Source organism: Inquilinus ginsengisoli, from assembly GCF_031453975.1.
GTDB classification, from domain to species: Bacteria; Pseudomonadota; Alphaproteobacteria; order DSM-16000; family Inquilinaceae; genus Inquilinus; species Inquilinus ginsengisoli_A.
This window is the reverse complement of the sequence record NZ_JAVDPW010000002.1, coordinates 802,313-821,911: the sequence shown is the minus strand read 5'-3', so window position 1 is coordinate 821,911 and position 19,599 is coordinate 802,313. Positions and strand designations below refer to the sequence as shown.

Sequence of the window (19,599 nt, the reverse complement as noted above, 5' to 3'; positions counted from 1 at the left end):
ACTCACTTCCTGACCAGAGGCCTGAAGCGGGTCAGCACCGAGATGAGCCTCCAGGTCCTCGCCTACAACTTCAAGCGCGTGATCTCGATCCTAGGTGTGGTGGGCTTGCTGCAGGCCATCCGGGCCTGACATCTGTGCTGCCGAACCTGCTTCGACACCTGCACGCCGACGAAACCCGGCTCGCGCTCACCAAACACACGTTTCCACACGGCCTCGGCGACCCCTCCGGTCGACCGGATCGGGAGCGGGGCGGCGATGATCATCCATCGCAATGGCTGGCCGGGCGTCGGCAAGCGGACGGTGGCCACCATCCTCGCCACTCGGCTCGGCGCCCGCCTGATCGACAACCATCTGCTGCACGACGTCGCCATCCGCTGCGCCGGCGTCGATGACCCGGCGCGCTGGCCGCTCTGCGAGACCGTGCGCGCCGCGGCCTACCAGGTCCTGGTGGAGCGGCCGCGCGCGGAGCGCTTCGTCATGACCAACGCCTTGTGCGCCGGTGCTGCCCGGGAACGCGAAGCCTGGAGCCGCGTCGTCGCCCTCGCTTTGGCCCGCGGCGCCCCGCTCGTGCCGGTGGTGCTCGAGGCCGACGAAGCGGTCCTCCTGGCCCGGGTCCAGAGCCCCGAGCGCCACGGGCGCAAGCTCTCCGATCCGGAGGCGCTGGCGGCCATGTTACGCGCCGACCGGCTGCTGAAGCCCGATGTGCCCTGGCGCCTCGATCTCGACACCACGGCCCTCTCGCCGGCGGCCGCGGCCGCGGCGATCGAGGCGCATGTGTCGGCGCTGGCCGCCGGTGGCCTGCTGGTTCCGGCGGACGGCCGCCACCTGCTGCTGGTGGACGAGCCATGATGGACGAGATGGGATCCGGCGGCAGGGCAGAGGAGGTGGCCCATCCGGCCACGGTGCTGCCTGGCGCCGCGCTGACCGAGGCCCAGCGAGCCGAGATCCGGGCGCTGGCGGAAAAGGCCGACCAGCTGGTCAAAGCCTCCCTCGCCGAGAACACCCGCATCGCCTATGGCAAGGCCTGGCGGGCGTGGAGCGACTGGTGCCTCGGCTTCGGCCTCGACCCCACCGGAGGCGGGGCCTCTGCCGGCGCCGACCCGTCGGCCGCGGCCGACGAGCGCTGGCTGGTCATGCATCTGACCGCGCTTTCGGAAACGCGATCGCTTTCGACCATCCTGCTGCGCCGGGCCGCAGTGGTGTCGATCCGCAAGCGGCTGAAGCGGCCGCTGCAACTCGACGACACCGGGTTCGAAGCCTTCCTCAAAGGCCTGCGCCGGACCAAGGGCGCCCGGCCGGTGCGCAAGGCGGCGCTGCTCGAGCCGAACCTCCGCGCCGCCTCCCTGGTGTTGACCCCGGCCGTCCATCCGCAGCTGGGAGACATCGGACACGGGGAGGGGGAGGGGCGCCGGGACCTGCGCGACATGGCCCTGCTGCTGATCGGCTTCGCCGGCGGCTTCCGCCGCTCCGAGCTGGCCGGCTTCGATCTCCGCGACGCGACCTTCTCGGCCGAGGGCCTGGTGCTGTTCGTCGGCCGCTCCAAGGCCGACCAGGAGCGGCACGGCGCCGAGATCGGCATCGAGGCGGTGCCGGGTTCGCCGCTCTGCGCCGTCACCATGCTGCGCCGCTGGCTGGAGGCCCGCGGCGACGGGCCCGGCGCCCTGTTCTGCCGCCTCGACCGCGGCGGCAACCCGGTGGCCGATGCCGGCGGCCGTCTGCTGCCGATCGACCCCGCCACGATCGCCCGGGTGGTCAAGCGGGCGATCGCCCGCACCGGAGAAGAGGCTGGGGAGTTTTCAGCGCAGAGCCTGCGCGCCGGCATGATGACCGCGGCCGACCAGCTCGGGGTCCCGTTCGAGAAGGCGATGGAGCACGGGCGGTGGAAGAACTATGCCTCCGCCCGGATCTATCGGCGGCACTCCAGCCTATGGACGGGGAATTTCACGGGGAAGCTGCTGGCCGGAAAATAAGCGCGCTGCCGTGCCCAGTTGGGCCGCTTCGTCCCCTATGCGGACCTCTAGAAGCCTCCCGTGCGACTCCAGAGCGGACATCCACATGGACCCTGATCGATCCCGAAACCGGACCACTAGCGTAAGGCAGGTCAGGCCCGAGAACTGACATACTCGCCGATGTCAGATATACCTTGGACGGGCTGATCCTGGCATTCTCCGGCCAGTGCTGCTGTAGCGCCCCCTGCGGCAGCCGGCAGCAGCGCAGAATGCCTCCAACCCGTTGATCACGCGCCTACGATCATCGAGGCCCGCCATAGCATCAACTCGGCAACTATTGTGCAATATTGATATTGCCCGATATAATTGAGTGGATGACGGATACAAATGGCGGCAAGATCGTAGTTCGTTGGTTTGTGCTGCCGCGTTGTTGCCGTTGGGCCGCTGAAGCCTATTTGGCTTCGACCGCGCAACGATCCACCTTGCGTCGGCGTTCGGAATATGTCGGCATCGTGTCCTTTCGGAAGCGACCTGGCGACACACCGATCGCCCGGCTGAACGCGTTGCTAAACGCACTCTCGGACCCATATCCGAGCGACCAGGCGATATGGGCAACGGAGTGATCTGTCTCGCTCAGCTCTCTTTCAGCCAGGCGCATCCGCCAGTTGAGCACGTAGGTCAAAGGCGGGATGCCAACGACATCGCGAAACCGTACCGCAAAGGATGTCCGCGACATTCCGGATAGCTTCGCCAGTTCCTCCAATTTCCATGCGTGAGACGGTTGAGCGTGTATTTCTCGGAGCGCGATAGAGATGCGCCTGTCGTCAAGCGCGGTGAGCCACCCAGATTTGTCTGATTTCGTGGATTCGATGTGCAGCCGTAATGCCTCCACGAACAGCAGCTTTGCCAAGTGCGTGATCGCGGTCGTCGAGCCGGCGCGCTTTCGCTGCGTCTCTTCGGCCAACTCTGTAAGGAGCCAGCGGAGCTTGGCGGCTTCACCTCTCTGACCGTTGACATGTATCAATGGTGGGAGACTTTCCCGCAAAATGCCGCATCGCTGCTCGTCGACCTCCAGCAGCCCTCCGATCATCATGAAATTGGAGCCGTCCCCGACGCGCAGGTTGCCGTCTGCATCCCGTTCAAGCGGCGTGGAAGGAGCATTCGCCAGCCATTCCGAAGCGCTGGCCAGGATAACACCTGGGGCTCCATTCGTTATCACGACGTCGCCAGTCTCGAAGCGAGCCGGAACCGCCGAGCTGCCTTCGGTCGACAGCGTGCACGTCCCTCGGACAACGGCAAGAAACTTGATCGCGTCCGAGCGCTTGAATTTCCGTGCCCATCCACCTCCGGCAATGAGTGTGCCGGTCAGCACGCAGCGAGCATCGGCAAGATCGAGGACATCTGAGAGCGGATCGGTGTGCATAATCGTACTATCTCGCATGAACCTCGCACGATCAAGCATTCATCATTCAAAATGGACGTCCTACCAAAGCGTAATCCTCGCCAATCTAGGGAGTCCTACATGCCTCTTAACCACTTCATCACGCTGGGCCGGTCGGGCTTGCGCGTAAGTCCACTGTGCCTCGGCGCCATGACATTCGGCGAAGACGCCGGCTGGGGTGCGAGCGAAGAAGTCTCGCATGAGATGATGTCTGCCTATCTCGATCGCGGTGGCAACTTCATCGATACGGCGAATATCTATACCGGCGGGCATTCGGAGACGATCGTCGGCGACTACCTCCGGCAGCGGGATGTTCGCCGCGACGGGATCGTGCTGAGCACGAAGTTCTACTGCAATCTATTCCCCGGAGACCCCAACGGCGGCGGCGCGGGACGCAAGGCGCTCATCCAGCAATGCGAGGCCTCGCTGAAGCGTCTGCGGACCGACTACATCGACATTTACTGGCTCCACAACTGGGATCAGACCGCGCCCGTCGAGGAGACGCTTCGCGCTCTCGATGATCTCGTGACGGCCGGAAAGATTCGCTACGTGGGATTTTCTGACATTCCCGCCTGGAAGACGGCCGAAGCTCAGACGATAGCCCATTTCCGCGGTTGGGCCCCGATCATCGCGTTGCAACTCGAATACTCGTTGCTCGAGCGGACAAGCGAGGGGGAGCTCTTCCCGATGGCTCAGGCGCTGGGAATGGGCATCATGCCCTGGTCGCCTTTGAAGAGCGGGTTCCTGAGCGGCAAGTTCAAACGCGGGAATAGCGGCGATGTCGATACCAAGCGGACGGGCTTGGTGGGCGTGCCTAGCGAAGCCGACTACGACGTCATCGAGGCGGTCGCGGCCGTCGCTTCGGACGTGGGCGTAAGCTCGGCATCGGTCGCGCTGGCCTGGGTCCGGTCGCGGACGGGCGTGAGTTCGACGCTCGTGGGCGCGAGGCGTGTCGATCAACTCCTCGCCAACCTGGATTCCATCGACCTCACGCTGTCGGTGGAGCAGATCAAGACGCTCGACGACGTTTCAAAGCCGAAGCTGAACTTTCCCGCCGAGAATAACGCGACGCTCGCCCCGATGCTCGGCTTTCCCGGCATGACCGTGGATGGGCGAACCGTGCCGGCACCGTCGGGGTCTCCGGCTTAGTCGCAACCTGCTGGCCACGGCTCATGACACCCCGGCGAAGTTTGACACCGATGGCCGGCTTACTCGTCGCCATACGGATCGGAGTTTGAACGATCCCTCATGATTCTCGTACGATAGAGCATTAATCGTTCGACATCGCTGGCTTATGCTTATCTCCAGAACCAGCGGATGTATCGCAAATGAGCACAGCACAGGCATCGATCAACAGCGAGTTTGACCGGGCTTCGACGACCGTGGACGTTATCAGGGGCATCAACCTTGTAGGTCGTGTGGCGATCGTGACGGGCGGCTATTCGGGCGTTGGGCTCGAAACTGCGCGCACACTTGCTTCCGCCGGCGGGCGGGTGATCGTGCCGGCGCGTGATGTCGAGCGGGCGCGCAAGGCCATCGCGAAAATAGGTGGCGGGATGGAGGTTCAGCCGATGGACCTCACCGATCCGCAATCAATCGATGACTTCGCACGCGATTTTGTCGAATCGGGTCTGCCGCTTCACCTGCTCATCAACAACGCCGGCATCATGGCGCTGCCCGAGCTCAAGCGCGATGCGCAAGGCAATGAGCTGCAGTTTGCTACCAACCACCTTGGCCATTTTCGACTGACCCTGCGGCTCTGGCCGGCGCTTCGGCGGGCCGGTGGCGCGCGCGTCGTCTCAGTCTCGTCCGCGGGGCATCGCTTCTCGCCGGTGGTTTTCGACGACATCAATTTCGAGCGCCGCGCCTATGACCCTTTCGAGGCCTATGGTCAGTCGAAGACCGCCAACATCCTCTTCACGGTCGGCCTCGACCGGCGAGGCAAGGACGAGGGCATTCGCGCGTTCGCGCTCCATCCCGGCGGGATCGCAGGAACGAATCTCGGCACGCATGTCGGGGTGGAAATGCTGAAAAAGACCGGGTTCGTCGACGAGAATGATCGGCCGGTCATCGATCTGAGCCGCGACCTGAAATCGGTGCCGCAGGGAGCGGCCACCCACGTCTGGTGCGCGGTTAGCCCGCAACTCGACGGCAAAGGCGGTGTGTACTGCGCCGATTCCGACATCACGCCCGTGCTCCCGGAGGGCGGCTCCTTCGCTCTGACTGAAGATCGTGCCAATCGCGGCGCCGGCGTCCAAGCCTATGCGGTCGACCCGAAAGCTGCCGAAGAGCTTTGGCGCAGAAGCGAGGAGATTACCGGTATCTCAGTCCAAAGCTGAGGTAGCACGGCTCGCGACCATGAACTCACTTTTGCATGGTATGGGTGGCCGTGCGGACTCGGAATCACGGCATCGGCCTATTGGTAGCGGGCTCATTGCAGTGACCTCGCAAGGATTGCGAAGCGAGCCCGCCCAGCTGATCGGACATGCGATGGGAGCTGGCATACCAAAGTATAGGGCGGAGCATTCGGCCTTATTGCCGGCTCCCCCTGCACTCCGCCGATCATTGTCCCGGATCTTCCCGAGCCGACAGCAAGCGCGGTCAAGAGCTTAGCAGGCCGGGGAAAGACGCAGATCGGGATCGCTGCCTAGCTTCGGCCCTTCAGAGTCCATCGCGCGCCGATGACGGCAGCGCTACCGCGCCCACCTCAGACGAGCAATCGGACAGAATCCCATGCCGCCCATGCCGAAACTCGCAGCCCTCATCATCGGAGCAAGCCTCATGAGCCAGACCGCCGCAGCCGCCCCGGATGCCGCCACCGATCCGCGCATCGATCCCCAGGTCCGATCATTCCTGGCCGAGATCAACAAGGACAGCAGCCCGTTCTGGGAACTGCCGCAGCCGAAGCCGCAGGAGATCCTGACGGCGCTGCAGAGCCAGACGCCGGTAGACGTGTCGGGCGTCACCACCACCGAGCGGACGATCACGCAGGACGGCCGCAGCGTGAAGATCTACGTCATGAAGCCCGAGCACGTCTCCGGTAAGCCGGGCGTGCTGCTGTTCATCCATGGCGGCGTGTGGATCGTCGGCAACTTCGCCAACCATCAGCGCCTGCTCCGCGATCTCGTTGTCGGCAGCGGACAGGTGGGCGTGTTCGTCGAGTACACCCCGCTGCCGGAAGCCAGGTTCCCGACCCAACTCGAGGAATCCTACGCGGCTCTGACGTGGGTGGCCGCGCATGCGGGCGAATTTGGCGCCGACGGCAGCCGGATCGCAGTGGCCGGCAACTCGGTCGGCGGCAACATGGCCGCCGCCATCGCCATGATGGCCAAGGACCGCAACGGCCCGAAGATCAATTACCAGGCACTGCTGATCCCGGCCACCGATGCCAGCGTCGATACCGAGTCCTATCACAGCTACGGGACCGACCGGTTCCTGGCGCGGGCCTTCATGGAATACGGCTGGAGCCTCTATGCGCCCGACGCCAAGACGCGCGACAACCCGTATGTCTCGCCGCTGCGCGCCGCGGCGGAGGAGCTCAAGGGCCTGCCCCCGGCCTGGTGATCACCGCCGAGAACGATCCGCTCCGCGATGAGGGCGAGGCCTACGCCCGCAAGCTGAAGGAGGCGGGCGTCAGCGTCGCGGCGGTGCGGTACAACGGCACGATCCACGACTTCGTGCTGCTGAACGCGCTCCGCCACGTTCCGTCGACCGAAGCGGCCCTCCAGCAGATCTGCGACGGGATCCGCGATCACCTCAAGTGATCGCCGCGGCTGCGGCCCCGTGCAGGCCGCAGCCGCCACGCCGCCCGCCGGACGGGATCGCACCACACGGAATTCCACTCCTATTTGGAAAGAGCGCCGCCATGACGGCTTCAACCTCGAAGGTCGCAATCGTCGCCGGTTCGTCGCGCGGGATCGGAGCCAAGTTCGCGCAGCGCCTTGCTCATGACGGGTTCAAGGTCGTCGTCAACTATGTCGGCAATCCCGGCCCGGCAGAGGACTCGTCGCTCGCATCAAGAGCGTCGGCGGCGGAGCGATCGCCGTCCAGGCCGACGTTGCGGACGCCGCGGCCGTTGCCGCTATATTCGATGCCGCCGAGAACGCCTTCGGCAGGTCCGGTGTCGGCGAGGTCCATATCGCGTCGTCTTCACGATGCACTCAGGATATCGCCATGAGCTTTCCAGCTTTCTCGTTCCCACGGTTGCTCATTGCGGCCGCCATCGCTCTCGTCTGCGTCACCGCTCCCGCCCTTGCGATCGGGCCACGGGTGGTATCGGACGACATCGACCCGATTTCACTCATCCCGTTCGCCCCCACTTCGGGCGCGGCGACCATACCCGTCTTGGTGCAGGGCAATCCGTTTGGAACGCTGGAATTCGCTGGCACCGTGACACAGATCATAACGGCGATGTTTGTCGGCGGCCGGACCCGCTACGTGTCGGTCCCGACGCCGGCGGTCGGACCTGCCGCAAAGCGTGGCTCTTATCTCGCGCTGGCCTTCAATCCGACACCCGATTTGCTGCCTGGGTCTTTATGCAGCGGCCGCGCGGTCAGCACCGACGTGGCGAAAAGGCCGATCGTGGTGCGCGCTGCCGCCTGTCTCGACGGGCAGGCGCAATCTGCCGCCACCGGCTATCTCGACCAGGCGTCCGGGCCGGACGATCAGGGCTTCACCGCCCTGATCCGGGAGCTGACGCAACGGTTGCTGAATTTGTGAGCGCCGGACATCAGGTGGCTCAAATCATGAGATCCGACCATGACGTTGGTGAGGCTGGGCAGACGACTTCGCGCCGATTCTTCCAGGGACTTCCCTCGGGTCGGCAGGGCAGTCTCTGCGTGTGAATTGCGCAAGCCCGACCGCTCATCTCGATCACCTCTTTCGATCAAAATGATCAAACCGATCCGTTGGATTGATCGGACTGCCGGCGAGATGATCGGCGGACCATTGATGGCAGCCGGGGTGAACGATACCCAAGCCGTCTCGCAGCTCGGCCTCCAGCGATCGCGCAAAGGAACTCAAGGATGTCTTCAGTGCTGGGTGATCAGGCCCGAACCGGGCTGAGCCGTCGCCAATTGCTCGGTGCAGCCGGCCTCGGTGGGTTGGCCCTGTTGTCTGCCCCTTCCAGGGCGCAGACGGCGATCAAGCTTCTGCTCCCCGGCGGCCCCGATGAGCGGCCGATCACGACCGCCTTTCCCGAGAAGGGATCGATGATCCTGCAGCGGACCCGGCCGCCACTTCTCGAGACACCCTGGGAGGTTTTCGACCAGGGTGTGTTCACTCCGAACGACCGGTTCTATGTCCGCTGGCACTGGGCGGTCATCCCGACGGCGATCGATGTCGGCAGCTTCACCCTTACGGTGCGCGGGCACGTCAACCAAACCCTGTCCCTGTCGCTGAACGACCTTCTGCGCAACTTTCCTCGGGTCGAGCTCGCGGCGGTCAATCAGTGTTCCGGCAACTCCCGCGGATTCTACCAGCCGCGGGTGCCGGGGGCGCAGTGGGCGAACGGCGCCATGGGGAATGCGCTCTGGGCCGGCGTGCGGCTGAAGGATGTGCTCGACCGGGCCGGCGTCAAGCCGGGCGCTGTCCAGGTGCGCCTCCGTGGCCTGGACGAGCCGGTGGTCGATGACGCGCCGCACTTCATGAAATCACTCGCCATCGACCATGCGCGCGACGGTGAGGTGATGATCGCCTACGCCATGAACGGGGAGCAGTTGCCGCTGCTGAACGGCTTCCCGCTGCGCCTGGTCGTGCCGGGCTGGTATGCGACCTACTGGGTCAAGATGCTGAGCGACATCGAGGTGCTCGACCAGCCCGACACCAACTACTGGACCAAGACCGCCTACACCATTCCCGACACGCCGCGCGCTGACATCAAGCCAGGCCAGACCGGCGTGCCGGTGGTGCCGATCAACCGCATGGTGCCCAGGTCTTTCGTCACCAGCATCGCCACCGATGCCATCCTGCCGGCAGGTAAGCCGACAGAGCTACGCGGCATCGCCTTCGGCGGCGATTGCGGCGTCTTGGCCGTGGATGTCTCGATTGACGGCGGCAGGAGCTGGCAGCCGGCACAGCTCGGTGCCGACCAGGGCCAATATGGCTTCCGCGCGTGGAACGCCGAGTTCACGCCGTCGTCCCCTGGCAGGTACGCTGTCGCAGTCCGCTGCACCAATACGAAGGGCGAGGCGCAGCCTGACACCCCCAACTGGAACCCCGCCGGCTTCATGCGCAATGTCATCGAGGCCACCGAGATCACGGCGGTCTGAGGAGGTCCGGACATGCTTCGCACTCTGTCGCTCGCTACTGGTCTCTTGGGGATTGCTTTGGCAGCCTGGACGGTCGAGGCGGCCGACTCGTTCCAACCGAAATCCGTCTCAATCGACCTTCCCGACAGCGACCAGATGTTCCCGGGAGGATCCGAGGCAGATGCGATCAACAACAACTGCCTGGCCTGTCACTCCGCCGACATGGTGCTCAACCAGCCGGCGCTTCCCAAGACGGCCTGGGAGGCCGAGGTGAACAAGATGATCAACGCCTACAAGGCGCCCGTGGCGCCGGAGGATGTCGCTCCGATCGTCGACTATTTAGCCAAGCTTCAGCCCGGCAAGTGACATCGGATCGGTCTCTGTCAGTCAGTCCCAACGGTGTCCGCTTCGGAGATGCCCGGACACAGTCCGCTTCAGGCGCTATCGAAACGGGAAATGCTGCCGGATTGGAGCGCCAAGTGCTGCGTTGAGCGATGTCCGGTTCGGGGTCTTCGCCGCGACGACCGCTATTGGCGGATATCGTTGAAAAGTCCCGAACGACTACTTGGAGTGCAAAATCGAGCAAGTTTGCTGCAGATCCGGCCGCCATCTAGCATCTTTTTGTGTTCCGGCCGCCTACTTTTAGTCTCTTTGTTGCGCGCGGAAATGGCGCTCCGATTTTTTCAACAGAATCGGCGCGCTCAAGCCATATCTGGTTCGTCGGGAAGGCGGGGGGCCGACCTTGCAGTGGAACGACGGCGTTCGTTCCGAAACCGAAGGGAGCTCCTCGCAGTCCGGCGTCTGCCTCATCAGCCGGTCGGGCCGAGCGCCAGACTCTCCATACCCTCGCCATTCAGCGAACGCAGCAGCCAGTTCCCGCCCTGAAGGCCGAGGGAGTGGTTCTCGCCGCCCTGGATCAGGCAGACCGTGATGTCCCGCAGCAGCCGTTCGACGACATGGTCCCGCGACAGTCCGTTGGCGCCGAAAATCTGGATCGCCTCCATCGCCACCTCGAACGCGGTCTGGGTCGCTGTGGTCTTGGCGGTGATGGAGGCGAGAAGGTGCGGCCCCTCCTGCGAGAGATTGTAGGCCACGCCACGGCGGACGGAGGCGCGGCAGAGCTCGAGCTTCCGCCACATCTCCCACAGCCGCCATCTGACATGCTGATGCGCGATCAATGGCGCGCCGCCCTGCTCGCGCGACCGGGCATAGCGCAGGGCGCAATCGAACGCGGCCTTCGCGACGCCGGTGGCAATGGCGGCGACGTTCATAGCGCCGGAGGTGTGCGTGCCGGCGAGCGAGGCATAGAACCTGTCCTGGCCCTGGATGACGTAGCGGGCCGGGACGCGGACATCGCTGAACCGGACGTTTCCGGTCGGCAGTGTGCGCTGACCGATCTTCTCGACAGGAGGTCCGCGCTCGATCCCCGGCAAATCAAACGGGACCAGCAGGGCGATGCCGGAAACCCCGCCATCGAGCCGGGCGATGCCGCTGCCGTAATCCGCGGGACAATGGATCAGGGCGCATTCGGCGATCGGGGCGCAGGAGATCCAGTCGGAGGACACCCCGTTCAGGATCACCTCCGACCCGCGCATCACGGCGCGCAGGCTGCCCTCCGACTGCCGGCTGCCTTTTGCCAGTTCGAACCCGACATGGTCGATGGCGTCGGATCCTCTATCCGCCAGGATCGCGATCCAGCAGCCACGCAGAGGGGTGAAGCGCTCGATCAACTCCGGGTCGCCTGTGGCCGCGGCTGTCGCTCCGGCCATCTTTGAGGTGAAGGCCGCGACGGCAAGCCCGGCGTCGCCATAGGCGAGCTCCTCGAAGACGAGCGGCAGGATGCGCGTCAGGCGCTGGGTCCCGAGCGTCGCCAGCCAGGCCGGGTTGATGCCGAGATCGTCGAAGCGCGCCAGGCAGTCCCAGAGCGGCGAGTCCTGGCCAATCACATCCGCTGCCGCCATCGGGTCCAGCCTGGCGGCGGTCGGGCGCATCACGCCGATCGCGAATCGCCGGATCTTCCGCTGGAGATCGCGCTCCTCCTCCGTTAGGTCGACATCGAGCCCGCCGAACCCGAGATGGGGCGCCGCCGCATCCTGGAATGTCTGCATTCATCTGTCCTCGCGAATCATTCAGCCACCAGGGGCACGGGCTGTGCCATCAGCCTCGCCGCCGCGCCGAGGAAGCCGGCCACGGCCTCGACAGCCGGGGATCGCATGATCGAGAAATGGTCGCAGTCGAAGCCCAGGATCCGCAGCGGCCCGGCGCAGAGCGTTGCCAGGGATCCGGCGGCCTCCTCGGAGGTCCGGGCGTTCCCGCCGCGGAGGGCGAGCGCGTAGTGGAGAGGCGCGCGAACTGGCCTCGGCCGATGTCCGGCCAGCGCGGCGGCGTTCGCGGCATGGATCCGGAACACGCGCTCCACGGTGGCGGAATCGGCGATGGCGCGGAACCGGCCGAGGCCGTGCTGCTCGTCGAACACCGCCTCGAATTCGGGATCGGCGACCATCCGATCCAGGAGGCCATCATCCTCGCCCCCGCCGGCGCTGTCGACCAAGCGGCGGAGCCGGCGGGCATGGACACCGTCCGGCAGGGGACTGTCGATGGCCAGCAGGGCGGCGACCGGCGTGCCGTCCTCCTCCCACTGGGCCGTCATCTCCTGGGCAACGGCCCCGCCGAAGGACCAGCCGCCGACGACGTCCGGAACCCTGCCGGCGGCGGCGAGGACGGCCCCGCGGTACAGCGTCGCCAGCTCGGCATGGGGGCGATAGCGGACATCGCCCGCCTCGGCCTCCGGGTGCCGGACGCCGATGATCCGGGCGTCACCGGGCCATGCGGCCGCCAGCTCGCCGTAGCACAGCACGTCGCCGCCAACCGGATGGACCAGCGCCACCAGCGGCCCCGGGCCCTCCCGCAGCGTGAGCAGGTGGCCTGACGGGCCTGTCCGCCGGACCGGCGATATCGGCGTGACGGGGGCCTGTGCAGGCGCCGCCTGGGCCGGTGCCGGGACGGCCCCGTCCGAATAATAGGCGGCGAGGCTGCGCAGCGAGGCGCCGGCGGCGAACCAGGCCATCGGCACCACCCGTCCGAAGGCCTGCTGCAGGCGGCCCCGGATCGCGGTCAAGGCCAGCGAGTCGAGGCCGAGGGTCACCAGGGCCGCGTCGGCATCCCCGTCGGCCGCGTCTCCGATGACGGGGCGGGCGATATCGGCGACCACGGCAAGGATGCCGTCGACCGGCGCAGTCACCGAAGTGGCAGACGCATCCGCGTCCTCGTCGTCAGCCGCGCCGCGCGGCACCGGCTGCAGGCGATCGCCACGTGGCCGCAGTTCCACTGCCGGCAGCTCGATATGCTTCAGGTCGAAGGCGTAGGTCGGCGCCTCGACGGGGGCGGGCGGGGTGCCGTAGAGGCGCGTCCAATCCGGCGAATGGCCGGCGCAGTACAGGCGCGCGCAGGCATGGACCAGACCGTCGGGCTCCGGATTTTCGTCGCCGCCCGGGCCGTCGCAGAGCGAGGAGATCGCCCGAGTCCAGTCGCCGGAGGCCGCCTTCGCCAGGTTGGAAAGGGCCTTGCCCGGTCCAACCTCGAGGAAGGTGACGCCATCCCTGGCGACGGTGTCGAGCGCCGCGCGGAACCGCACCGGCCGCTCGACCATGTCGACCCAGTAATCGGCCGTGGCGATCTCGTCTCCGGCGCGGCGTCCGGTGACCGTCGAGATCATCTCCATCCCGGGCGGCTGGAGCCGGATCGCGGCCAGGGCGTCGCGGAACGGCGCCAGGATCGGCGCTAGCAGCGGCGAATGGCCGGGGGTGTCGTAGGTCGGGACCCGCGACACCCGGATGCTTTGCTCCAGAAGCGCCCGCTCGGCCTCGGCGACGGCGGCGGTCGTGCCGCTCAGCACCGTCTGCTCCGGCCCATTGATCGCGGCGACGAACAGATCGGTGCCGAACGCGAACACCGTCTCCAGCCATTCGGCGCCGGCGGCCACGGCCAGCATGGCGCCGTGCGGCCGCAGGGTCTCGAACAGCCGGCCGCGGGTTTCCACGGCCTTGAGCCCGTGATCGAGCGACATCACGCCGGCGATGACCGCTGCCGCATGCTCGCCCAGCGAGTGGCCGATCACCATGTCGGGGCTGACGCCGAGCCTGATCCAGGTGCGGGCCAGCGAGTGCAGCACGACGAAATGCGCCAGTTGCCCGGGATCATGGTGGGCGCGGCTGAGGTCGCGGTCGAGGATGGCGCGCTGCACCTCAGCTGCCGTGCCCGGCGCGAGGCGCGCCAAGCAGTCGTCGACGGCCGACCGGAAGATCGGATTATCCCGATACAGCCCTCCCCCCACGCCGGGCCGCCACCCGCCCTGGCCGGGAAACAGAAACACTAGACGGCTCCTCGGCGCGGCCGTGCCGGCATGCCAGCGGCCAGAGGGCACGCCGGCCGCATGCTCGCGCCGCGCCGCCGCCATGTCCTCGCGCGAGGCGCCCACCAGGGCCAGCCGCCGGTCCCAGTGCTCACGCCGCACGCTTGCCGTGTAGCAGAGATCCCGCAATCCCGGTCCGGACGGGCCGAGCGGCTCGTCATAAGCCGCCGCGAGCCTGCCCAGGGCTGCCGGCGACCGCGCCGAGAGCGTCAGGACCCGCATCCGGTCCGGCTGCCGGGCCAATTTCGCCCCCGGCGCCGGCGCCAGCACGGCATGGGCGTTGGTGCCGCTGATGCCGAAGGAACTGACCGCCACCAGGCCGCCCTCAGCCGGCAGGTCGCGGCCGGTCCGCGGCACCTCCATCCCGGCCCCGTCCCAGCGGAACCGTGGGTTGGGGGTGTCGAACCCGGCCTGGGCCGGCGCATGGCGATGGCGCAGCACCAGGATCGCCTTGATCAGCCCGGCGATGCCCGCCGCCCCCTCGAGATGGCCGACCTGGGACTTCAACCCGCCGAGCAGCAGCGGCGACCGCCGCGCCACGCCGCTAGTGTAAGCGTTCCGCAGGGCCGAAAGCTCGATCGGGTCGCCCAGCGGCGTGCCGGTGCCGTGGGCCTCGACATAGGCGACATCCTCCGGGCCCGCGCCGGCCTGGGCCAGCGCCTGGCGGATCACGGCCTCCTGGGCCGCGCCGTTCGGGGCCGTCAGCCCGTTGCTGGCGCCATCGTTGTTCACTGCCGATCCGACCAGCAGCGCCTCGATCCGATCCTTGTCGGCCATCGCCTCGCCGGCCCGCTTCAGCACGACCACGGCGCCGCCCTCGCCGCGGATGTAGCCGTCGGCCTTGGCGTCGAAGGTGCGGCAGGTGTCGGTCCGCGACATCGCCTGCAGCCGGGCGAAGCCGATCGTTTCCTCGGGCCCCAGGATCAGGTTGGTGCCGCCGGCGATCGCCAGGTCGCAATCGCCACAGCGCAGGCTCTGCGCCGCCAGATGCACCGCTACGAGCGAGGAGGAGCAGGTCGAATCCAGGAAGATCGCCGGGCCCTGCAGCCCGAGCGTGTAGGCGACCCGGCCGACGCCGACCGCGCGGTTGGCGCCGAGCTTGCCCCAGGCAGTGATGCGGTGCGGGTCGCCCGACGCGACCGTCCGGCGCGCATAGTCGACGTCGCCGGCCGTCAGGAATAGGCCGACGCGCTGCCCGCGCAGGCTCGACGGCACAATCCCGGCATGTTCCAACGCGCTCCAGCACAGCTGCAGCATCCAGCGCTGCTGCGGGTCCATCTCCAGCGCCTCGGCCTGAGAGATGCGGAAGAACTCCGGATCGAAGCCGTAGGGATCGTCGACATAGCCCGCCCGCCTAGAATAGGTCGTCCCCGACCGGTCGGGGTCCGGCGAATGCCAGGCGTCGATGTCGAAGCGATCGGGCGGCGTGTCGCGGATGGCGACCTGCGCCGACCGGATGAAGTCCCAGAACCCGGATGGCGTGTCGTTGCCGCCCGGCAGCCGGAACGCCATGCCGATGATCGCGATCGGGTCGACCGGACCGCCGCGGGCCGGCTGGGTGTCCATCGGCCTCGCCTCCCGTTCAGCTTGCATTTTCCGGTCCCGTTACCAGTTGGCCGATTCCGCGATCGGCTCCGCCGGTGCGGACACGGCGGCCAGGGCGCCGGGGCCCCGCAGCACCGCCAGATGGCGGGACAGGGCCTCGATCGTGGTGCAGGTCCATAGCAGGGTCTGGTCGAGTTCGAGCCCCAGCTCGGTCTCGAGGAAATGGGTCAGTTCGACGGCGCTGACGGAATCGAAGCCAGCCTCGGCGAAGGTCCGGCCGGCCGGAGGGAGCTGCAGCTCCCGGCCGGCAGCCCATCGTGCGACCAGCGCCACAATGGTCCCGGCCGAGTCCGCCGGTGCGGGAGACGGGGTCGCGGCGTCGTCGTTCGGCCGGATCGCGATCGGCCCGGCCTTGACCGACCGGCCCTGGATCGCTCGCTCCAGCTCGCCGCGCAGGTAGAGATCGCGGCAAAGCACGCGCTGGATCTTGCCGGCCGAGGTCTTCGGCACCGTCTCGGGCTTGGTCAGCACCACCTCGGCCACCGCCACCTCATGCTCCTGGAAGACGGCGTCGCGGATCCGGGCCACCAGCTCGTCGCGGTTTGCCGTCGCCAGCCAGGACCGCTCGATCTCCTGGACCACGACGATCATCTCTCCATCCTCGCGGTCGATCGAGAACACCGCCCCCCCGCGGGCTTGAAGGCGTCATGCGCGCTCTGCACGGTGGCCTCGATGTCCTGCGGGTAGAGGTTCCGGCCGCGGACGATCATGACCTCCTTGATCCGGCCGGTGATGTAGAGCTCGTCGTCGATGACGATGCCGAGGTCCCCGGTCCGCAGAAACGGTCCCAGCCCATCTGCCAGACGTGCGCCGAATGTCTGGGCCGAGACTTCGGGGCGTCGCCAGTAGCCGCTCGCGACGCAGGGACCCGCCACCCACACCTCGCCGATCGCTCCCCCGGCGCAGAGCCGGTGGCTGTCGGGGTCGACGATCGCGACCTGCTGCGGCGCCCGGACCTTGCCCGAGCTGATGATGAGGCGGGATCCCGCGCCCGAGGCCGGGACGATCCGGCCGGCGTCCACGGCGGAGGCGTTCACCGAGAGCCTCCGGGCTGGCCGGTCGAGGTCCCCGACCGAGACCATCAGCGTCGCCTCCGCCAAGCCGTAGACCGGCCGGAATGTTTCCCCGCGGAAGCCATGGTCCCGATAGGCCTCGACGAGGCCGTCGATGGTCGAGGCCCGGATCGGCTCGGCGGCGTTGACGGCGGATCTCCAGCTCGACAGGTCGAGCCCGTGCCGCTTCTCGGGCAGGATCCGGCGGACGCAGAGCTCATAGGCGAAGTTCGGCGCCATGCTGATCGTGGCCCGGTAGCGGCTGATGGTCTCGAGCCATCGCCGCGGATTCTGGACCAGCGACACCGGCGGCAGAAGCACGCACAGCGCCCCGTCCAGCAGCGATTGCAGGATGTTCCCGATCAGCCCGAGATCGTGATAGGGCGGCAGCCAGCAGACGACGATCGTGTCGAAATCGAAGCCGCAATGGGGGCCGATCACCGCCGCATTGGCGATCAGGTTGCCGAAGGTCACGACTGTGCCCTTGGGGATGCCGGTCGACCCGGAGGTGTATTGCAGGAAGGCGGGGGTGTCGGCCGACGGCCGCTGCCGGCCGATGCCGGCGGGATCGGCATCGAGATCGCCCGGCGAGAGCATCGGCAGCGACGACAGCTCCGGACTGTCGGCGAACCAGCCGGTAAGCTTCGGTATCGACGCCTCTTCCGTCAGGATGCAGGCGGCGTCGGAATCCTGCACGATGGCGATCAGCCGGTCCCAGGTGGACCGGCCCGGCTTGGCCAAGTGGCAGGGCAGGGCGGTCACGCCCGCCCGCAGGCAGGCCATGAAGGCCACGACGAAGCCGACGCCGGGCTCGAACAGCATCAGCGCCCGCTGCCCCGCCAGGCCTCGTTCGATCAGCCCGGCCGCATATCGGTCGACCTGCGCGCCGAGCTCACCATAGCTCAGCCGCAGCTTCTCGGTGCCATCGGTGCCGACCACGACCAGCGCGTCCTTGGCCGGATGGGCCGCAGCTCTTTGGGCGAGAATGTCCGAGAAACAGCGGTCATCGGCCTTCGCCAGCGGGTCCGTCGCCATCGAGGTCTCCTTGCGCGCCCGAAGGGCGCGGCATCGGGGTGGCCCGCATCCAGATGACGTGCGGGCTCAGGTCCAATCCGTGAGTGCGGGCGAGCTGCCGCCGGGCGGTCTCAGGTCATTCCAGCCGGCATCCCTCGCCCGCGCGGCCCGAATGCACCAGCACCGCCATGTTGCCGGGGGGATGCTGGTTGCGCAGCATCCTGGCATGGGCCTCCGGCAGCTGGTCCCAGGGAAACAGCTCCGATAGGCATGGGTCGATGCGCCCGGCCATGACGAGCCGGTTGGCTTCGGCCGCCTGTTTCAGATTGGCGAAATGGCTGCCTTGGATCCGCTTCTGCCGCATCCACACATAGCGGGCATCGAAGGTCAGGTCATAGCCGCTGGTCGCCGCGCAGAACACCACCATGCCGCCGCGTTTCACCAGGAAGCTGGAGACCGCGAAGGTGTCCCGCCCCGGATGCTCGAAGACGATGTCGACCTCGCCGGTCGGTCCGGCCGCCTGGCGCACCGCCCGCCCGAAGGCCTTCACCTTGTCCAGATACGCCGCGTGGCCGGCCGAGCCGATCGGCGGTGGCGTCCCCCAGCAGTCGAATTGCGACCGGTTGATCGTCGCCGCCGCGCCCAGCCTGCGGGCGTGCGCAGCCTTCGCCTCGTCGGAGACCACGGCGATCGGCCGTGCCCCGACGATCGCCGCCAGCTGGATCGCCATCGAGCCGAGGCCGCCCGCCGCGCCCCAGACCAGCACAGTCCTGCCGGGGCCGAGGACATGGGGCGCATGCCCAAACAGCATTCGGTATGCGGTCGCCAGCACCAGCGTATAGCAGGCGCTGGCTTCCCAGCTCAGATGCCGCGGCTTCGGCAGAAGCTGAACCGCCTGGACGCGGGTGAACTGGGCGAAGGCGCCGTAGGAGGTCTCGTAACCCCAGATGCGCTGACTCGGCGACAGCATTGGGTCGCCGCCGTTGCATTCCTCGTCGTCGCCGGCGACTTGGCAGCAATGGGCTACGACCTCGTCGCCGACGCGCCAGTTGCGGACATTCGACCCGACCGCCCAGACGATCCCGGACGCGTCCGAGCCCGCGATGTGAAAGGGATGGTCGTGGAAGTCCAGCGGCGACACCGGATGGCCGAGCGCCGCCCAGACGCCGTTGTAGTTGACGCCGGCGGCCATCACCAGGACGAGAACCTCATCCGGGCCGATCGTCGGGACATTGACGACTTCCCGCTGGAAGGCGGTCGGGGGCAAGCCATGATTTTCACGGCGAATGGTCCAGGCATGCATCCGTTCGGGGACGGCCCCCCAGGGGATGGGCTGACCCAGATCAAACAGCGTCCCAGCTGCAAACGATGGGCCGGGAACGTTCCCTTTAAATTGCGTTAACACAATACCCCTCCCGATCCTCAATGCCAGAGGGCCACTCTTGACGATAAAGTAGAATTCGCCTTGTCAGCGACTTATGTGGAAGCTCTGAGTTTCGACAGCGTTCACTTCATGTGACGCCGGCGTCTGTCTGAGAAGATGTGCCATTTCGACCGACATATGACAAGGGAAAATATTCGTCTATTATGATGAATTGTTGGTGGTCGATGTTTATTAAATTAAATCAACAAATATTCTCAAATACTACATTGAATCATGTAGTAATTTATTTAATCTAGTAATATTTCTGAAATCTAGTTTCAGAGCTTCGGCTGAGTTCCGCCTGACACGAGAATGTCCGCTCCCGGGCGGTGAGCGCTATGTCCGCTTTTGGCGGATATCGTTGAAAAGTCAGAAGGTCATTTCCGCGCGCAACAAAAGACCTGAAAACGAATGGGTAGTGCGCCGAAAAATGCCAAATGACGACCAGATCAGCAA

At 66.6% G+C, this 19,599-nt stretch carries 14 protein-coding genes and 1 pseudogene; 8 read left to right on the top strand and 7 right to left on the bottom strand.

What is annotated here, in order from left to right; genetic code table 11:
• Nucleotides 1-255 precede the first annotated feature (255 nt).
• Entirely contained in the window at nucleotides 256-849 is a 594-nt protein-coding gene (locus E9232_RS07690) for an AAA family ATPase (protein WP_309793144.1), read from the top strand.
• Entirely contained in the window at nucleotides 846-1,970 is a 1,125-nt protein-coding gene (locus tag E9232_RS07685; protein ID WP_309793143.1) for a tyrosine-type recombinase/integrase, read from the top strand. Before E9232_RS07690 ends, E9232_RS07685 begins: the two co-directional genes overlap by 4 nt.
• Before the next feature lie 430 nt (nucleotides 1,971-2,400).
• Here E9232_RS07685 and E9232_RS07680 read toward each other — a convergent pair whose 3' ends face one another.
• Nucleotides 2,401-3,372, bottom strand: coding sequence for an AraC family transcriptional regulator (locus E9232_RS07680; protein ID WP_309793142.1), 972 nt, complete (start codon nucleotides 3,370-3,372; stop codon nucleotides 2,401-2,403).
• Nucleotides 3,373-3,471: 99 nt separating this feature from the next.
• Here E9232_RS07680 and E9232_RS07675 point away from each other — a divergent pair, with 99 nt between their 5' ends.
• The 3 genes and pseudogenes from E9232_RS07675 (at nucleotide 3,472) to E9232_RS07665 (ending at nucleotide 7,154) form a co-directional block, all read left to right on the top strand.
• Complete coding sequence (locus E9232_RS07675; protein WP_309793140.1) at nucleotides 3,472-4,539, top strand: aldo/keto reductase; 1,068 nt, start codon at nucleotides 3,472-3,474, stop codon at nucleotides 4,537-4,539.
• Nucleotides 4,540-4,718: 179 nt separating this feature from the next.
• Nucleotides 4,719-5,729 carry an SDR family NAD(P)-dependent oxidoreductase gene (locus E9232_RS07670; protein WP_309793139.1) on the top strand — a complete coding sequence of 337 codons (1,011 nt, stop codon included), beginning with the start codon at nucleotides 4,719-4,721 and terminating at the stop codon, nucleotides 5,727-5,729.
• Between the two features lie 394 nt (nucleotides 5,730-6,123).
• Nucleotides 6,124-7,154 (top strand): annotated as a pseudogene (locus E9232_RS07665) (alpha/beta hydrolase).
• A gap of 208 nt (nucleotides 7,155-7,362) precedes the next feature.
• On the opposite strand, the gene E9232_RS07655 reads toward E9232_RS07665, so the two are convergent.
• Nucleotides 7,363-7,527 (bottom strand): hypothetical protein, encoded by a 165-nt coding sequence (locus E9232_RS07655; RefSeq protein ID WP_309793136.1) that lies wholly within the window; start codon nucleotides 7,525-7,527, stop codon nucleotides 7,363-7,365.
• A 36-nt stretch (nucleotides 7,528-7,563) separates the two neighbouring features.
• On the opposite strand from E9232_RS07655, the gene E9232_RS07650 reads away from it, so the two are divergent.
• From E9232_RS07650 to E9232_RS07640, 3 genes are all read left to right on the top strand, one after another.
• Entirely contained in the window at nucleotides 7,564-8,109 is a 546-nt protein-coding gene (locus tag E9232_RS07650) for a hypothetical protein (protein WP_309793135.1), read from the top strand.
• 305 nt (nucleotides 8,110-8,414) lie between these two features.
• On the top strand, nucleotides 8,415-9,659 hold the full coding sequence (locus E9232_RS07645; RefSeq protein WP_309793134.1) for a molybdopterin-dependent oxidoreductase: 1,245 nt from the start codon (nucleotides 8,415-8,417) through the stop codon (nucleotides 9,657-9,659).
• Between the two features lie 12 nt (nucleotides 9,660-9,671).
• Entirely contained in the window at nucleotides 9,672-10,004 is a 333-nt protein-coding gene (locus E9232_RS07640) for a cytochrome c (protein ID WP_309793133.1), read from the top strand.
• 443 nt (nucleotides 10,005-10,447) lie between these two features.
• Here the strand turns inward: E9232_RS07640 and E9232_RS07635 are convergent, their stop codons facing one another.
• From E9232_RS07635 to ccrA, 5 genes are all read right to left on the bottom strand, one after another.
• Entirely contained in the window at nucleotides 10,448-11,746 is a 1,299-nt protein-coding gene (locus E9232_RS07635) for an acyl-CoA dehydrogenase family protein (RefSeq protein ID WP_309793131.1), read from the bottom strand.
• A gap of 17 nt (nucleotides 11,747-11,763) precedes the next feature.
• Nucleotides 11,764-15,615 carry a type I polyketide synthase gene (locus E9232_RS07630; protein WP_309793130.1) on the bottom strand — a complete coding sequence of 1,284 codons (3,852 nt, stop codon included), beginning with the start codon at nucleotides 15,613-15,615 and terminating at the stop codon, nucleotides 11,764-11,766.
• Nucleotides 15,616-15,654: 39 nt separating this feature from the next.
• Nucleotides 15,655-16,245, bottom strand: coding sequence for a phosphopantetheine-binding protein (locus tag E9232_RS07625; RefSeq protein ID WP_309793129.1), 591 nt, complete (start codon nucleotides 16,243-16,245; stop codon nucleotides 15,655-15,657).
• Nucleotides 16,242-17,741 carry a fatty acyl-AMP ligase gene (locus E9232_RS07620; RefSeq protein ID WP_309793128.1) on the bottom strand — a complete coding sequence of 500 codons (1,500 nt, stop codon included), beginning with the start codon at nucleotides 17,739-17,741 and terminating at the stop codon, nucleotides 16,242-16,244. The genes E9232_RS07625 and E9232_RS07620 overlap by 4 nt, the downstream gene beginning before the upstream one ends.
• 115 nt (nucleotides 17,742-17,856) lie before the next feature.
• Nucleotides 17,857-19,125, bottom strand: a complete 1,269-nt coding sequence (gene ccrA / locus E9232_RS07615) for a crotonyl-CoA carboxylase/reductase (RefSeq protein WP_309793127.1) — start codon at nucleotides 19,123-19,125, stop codon at nucleotides 17,857-17,859.
• Nucleotides 19,126-19,599: the final 474 nt, after the last annotated feature.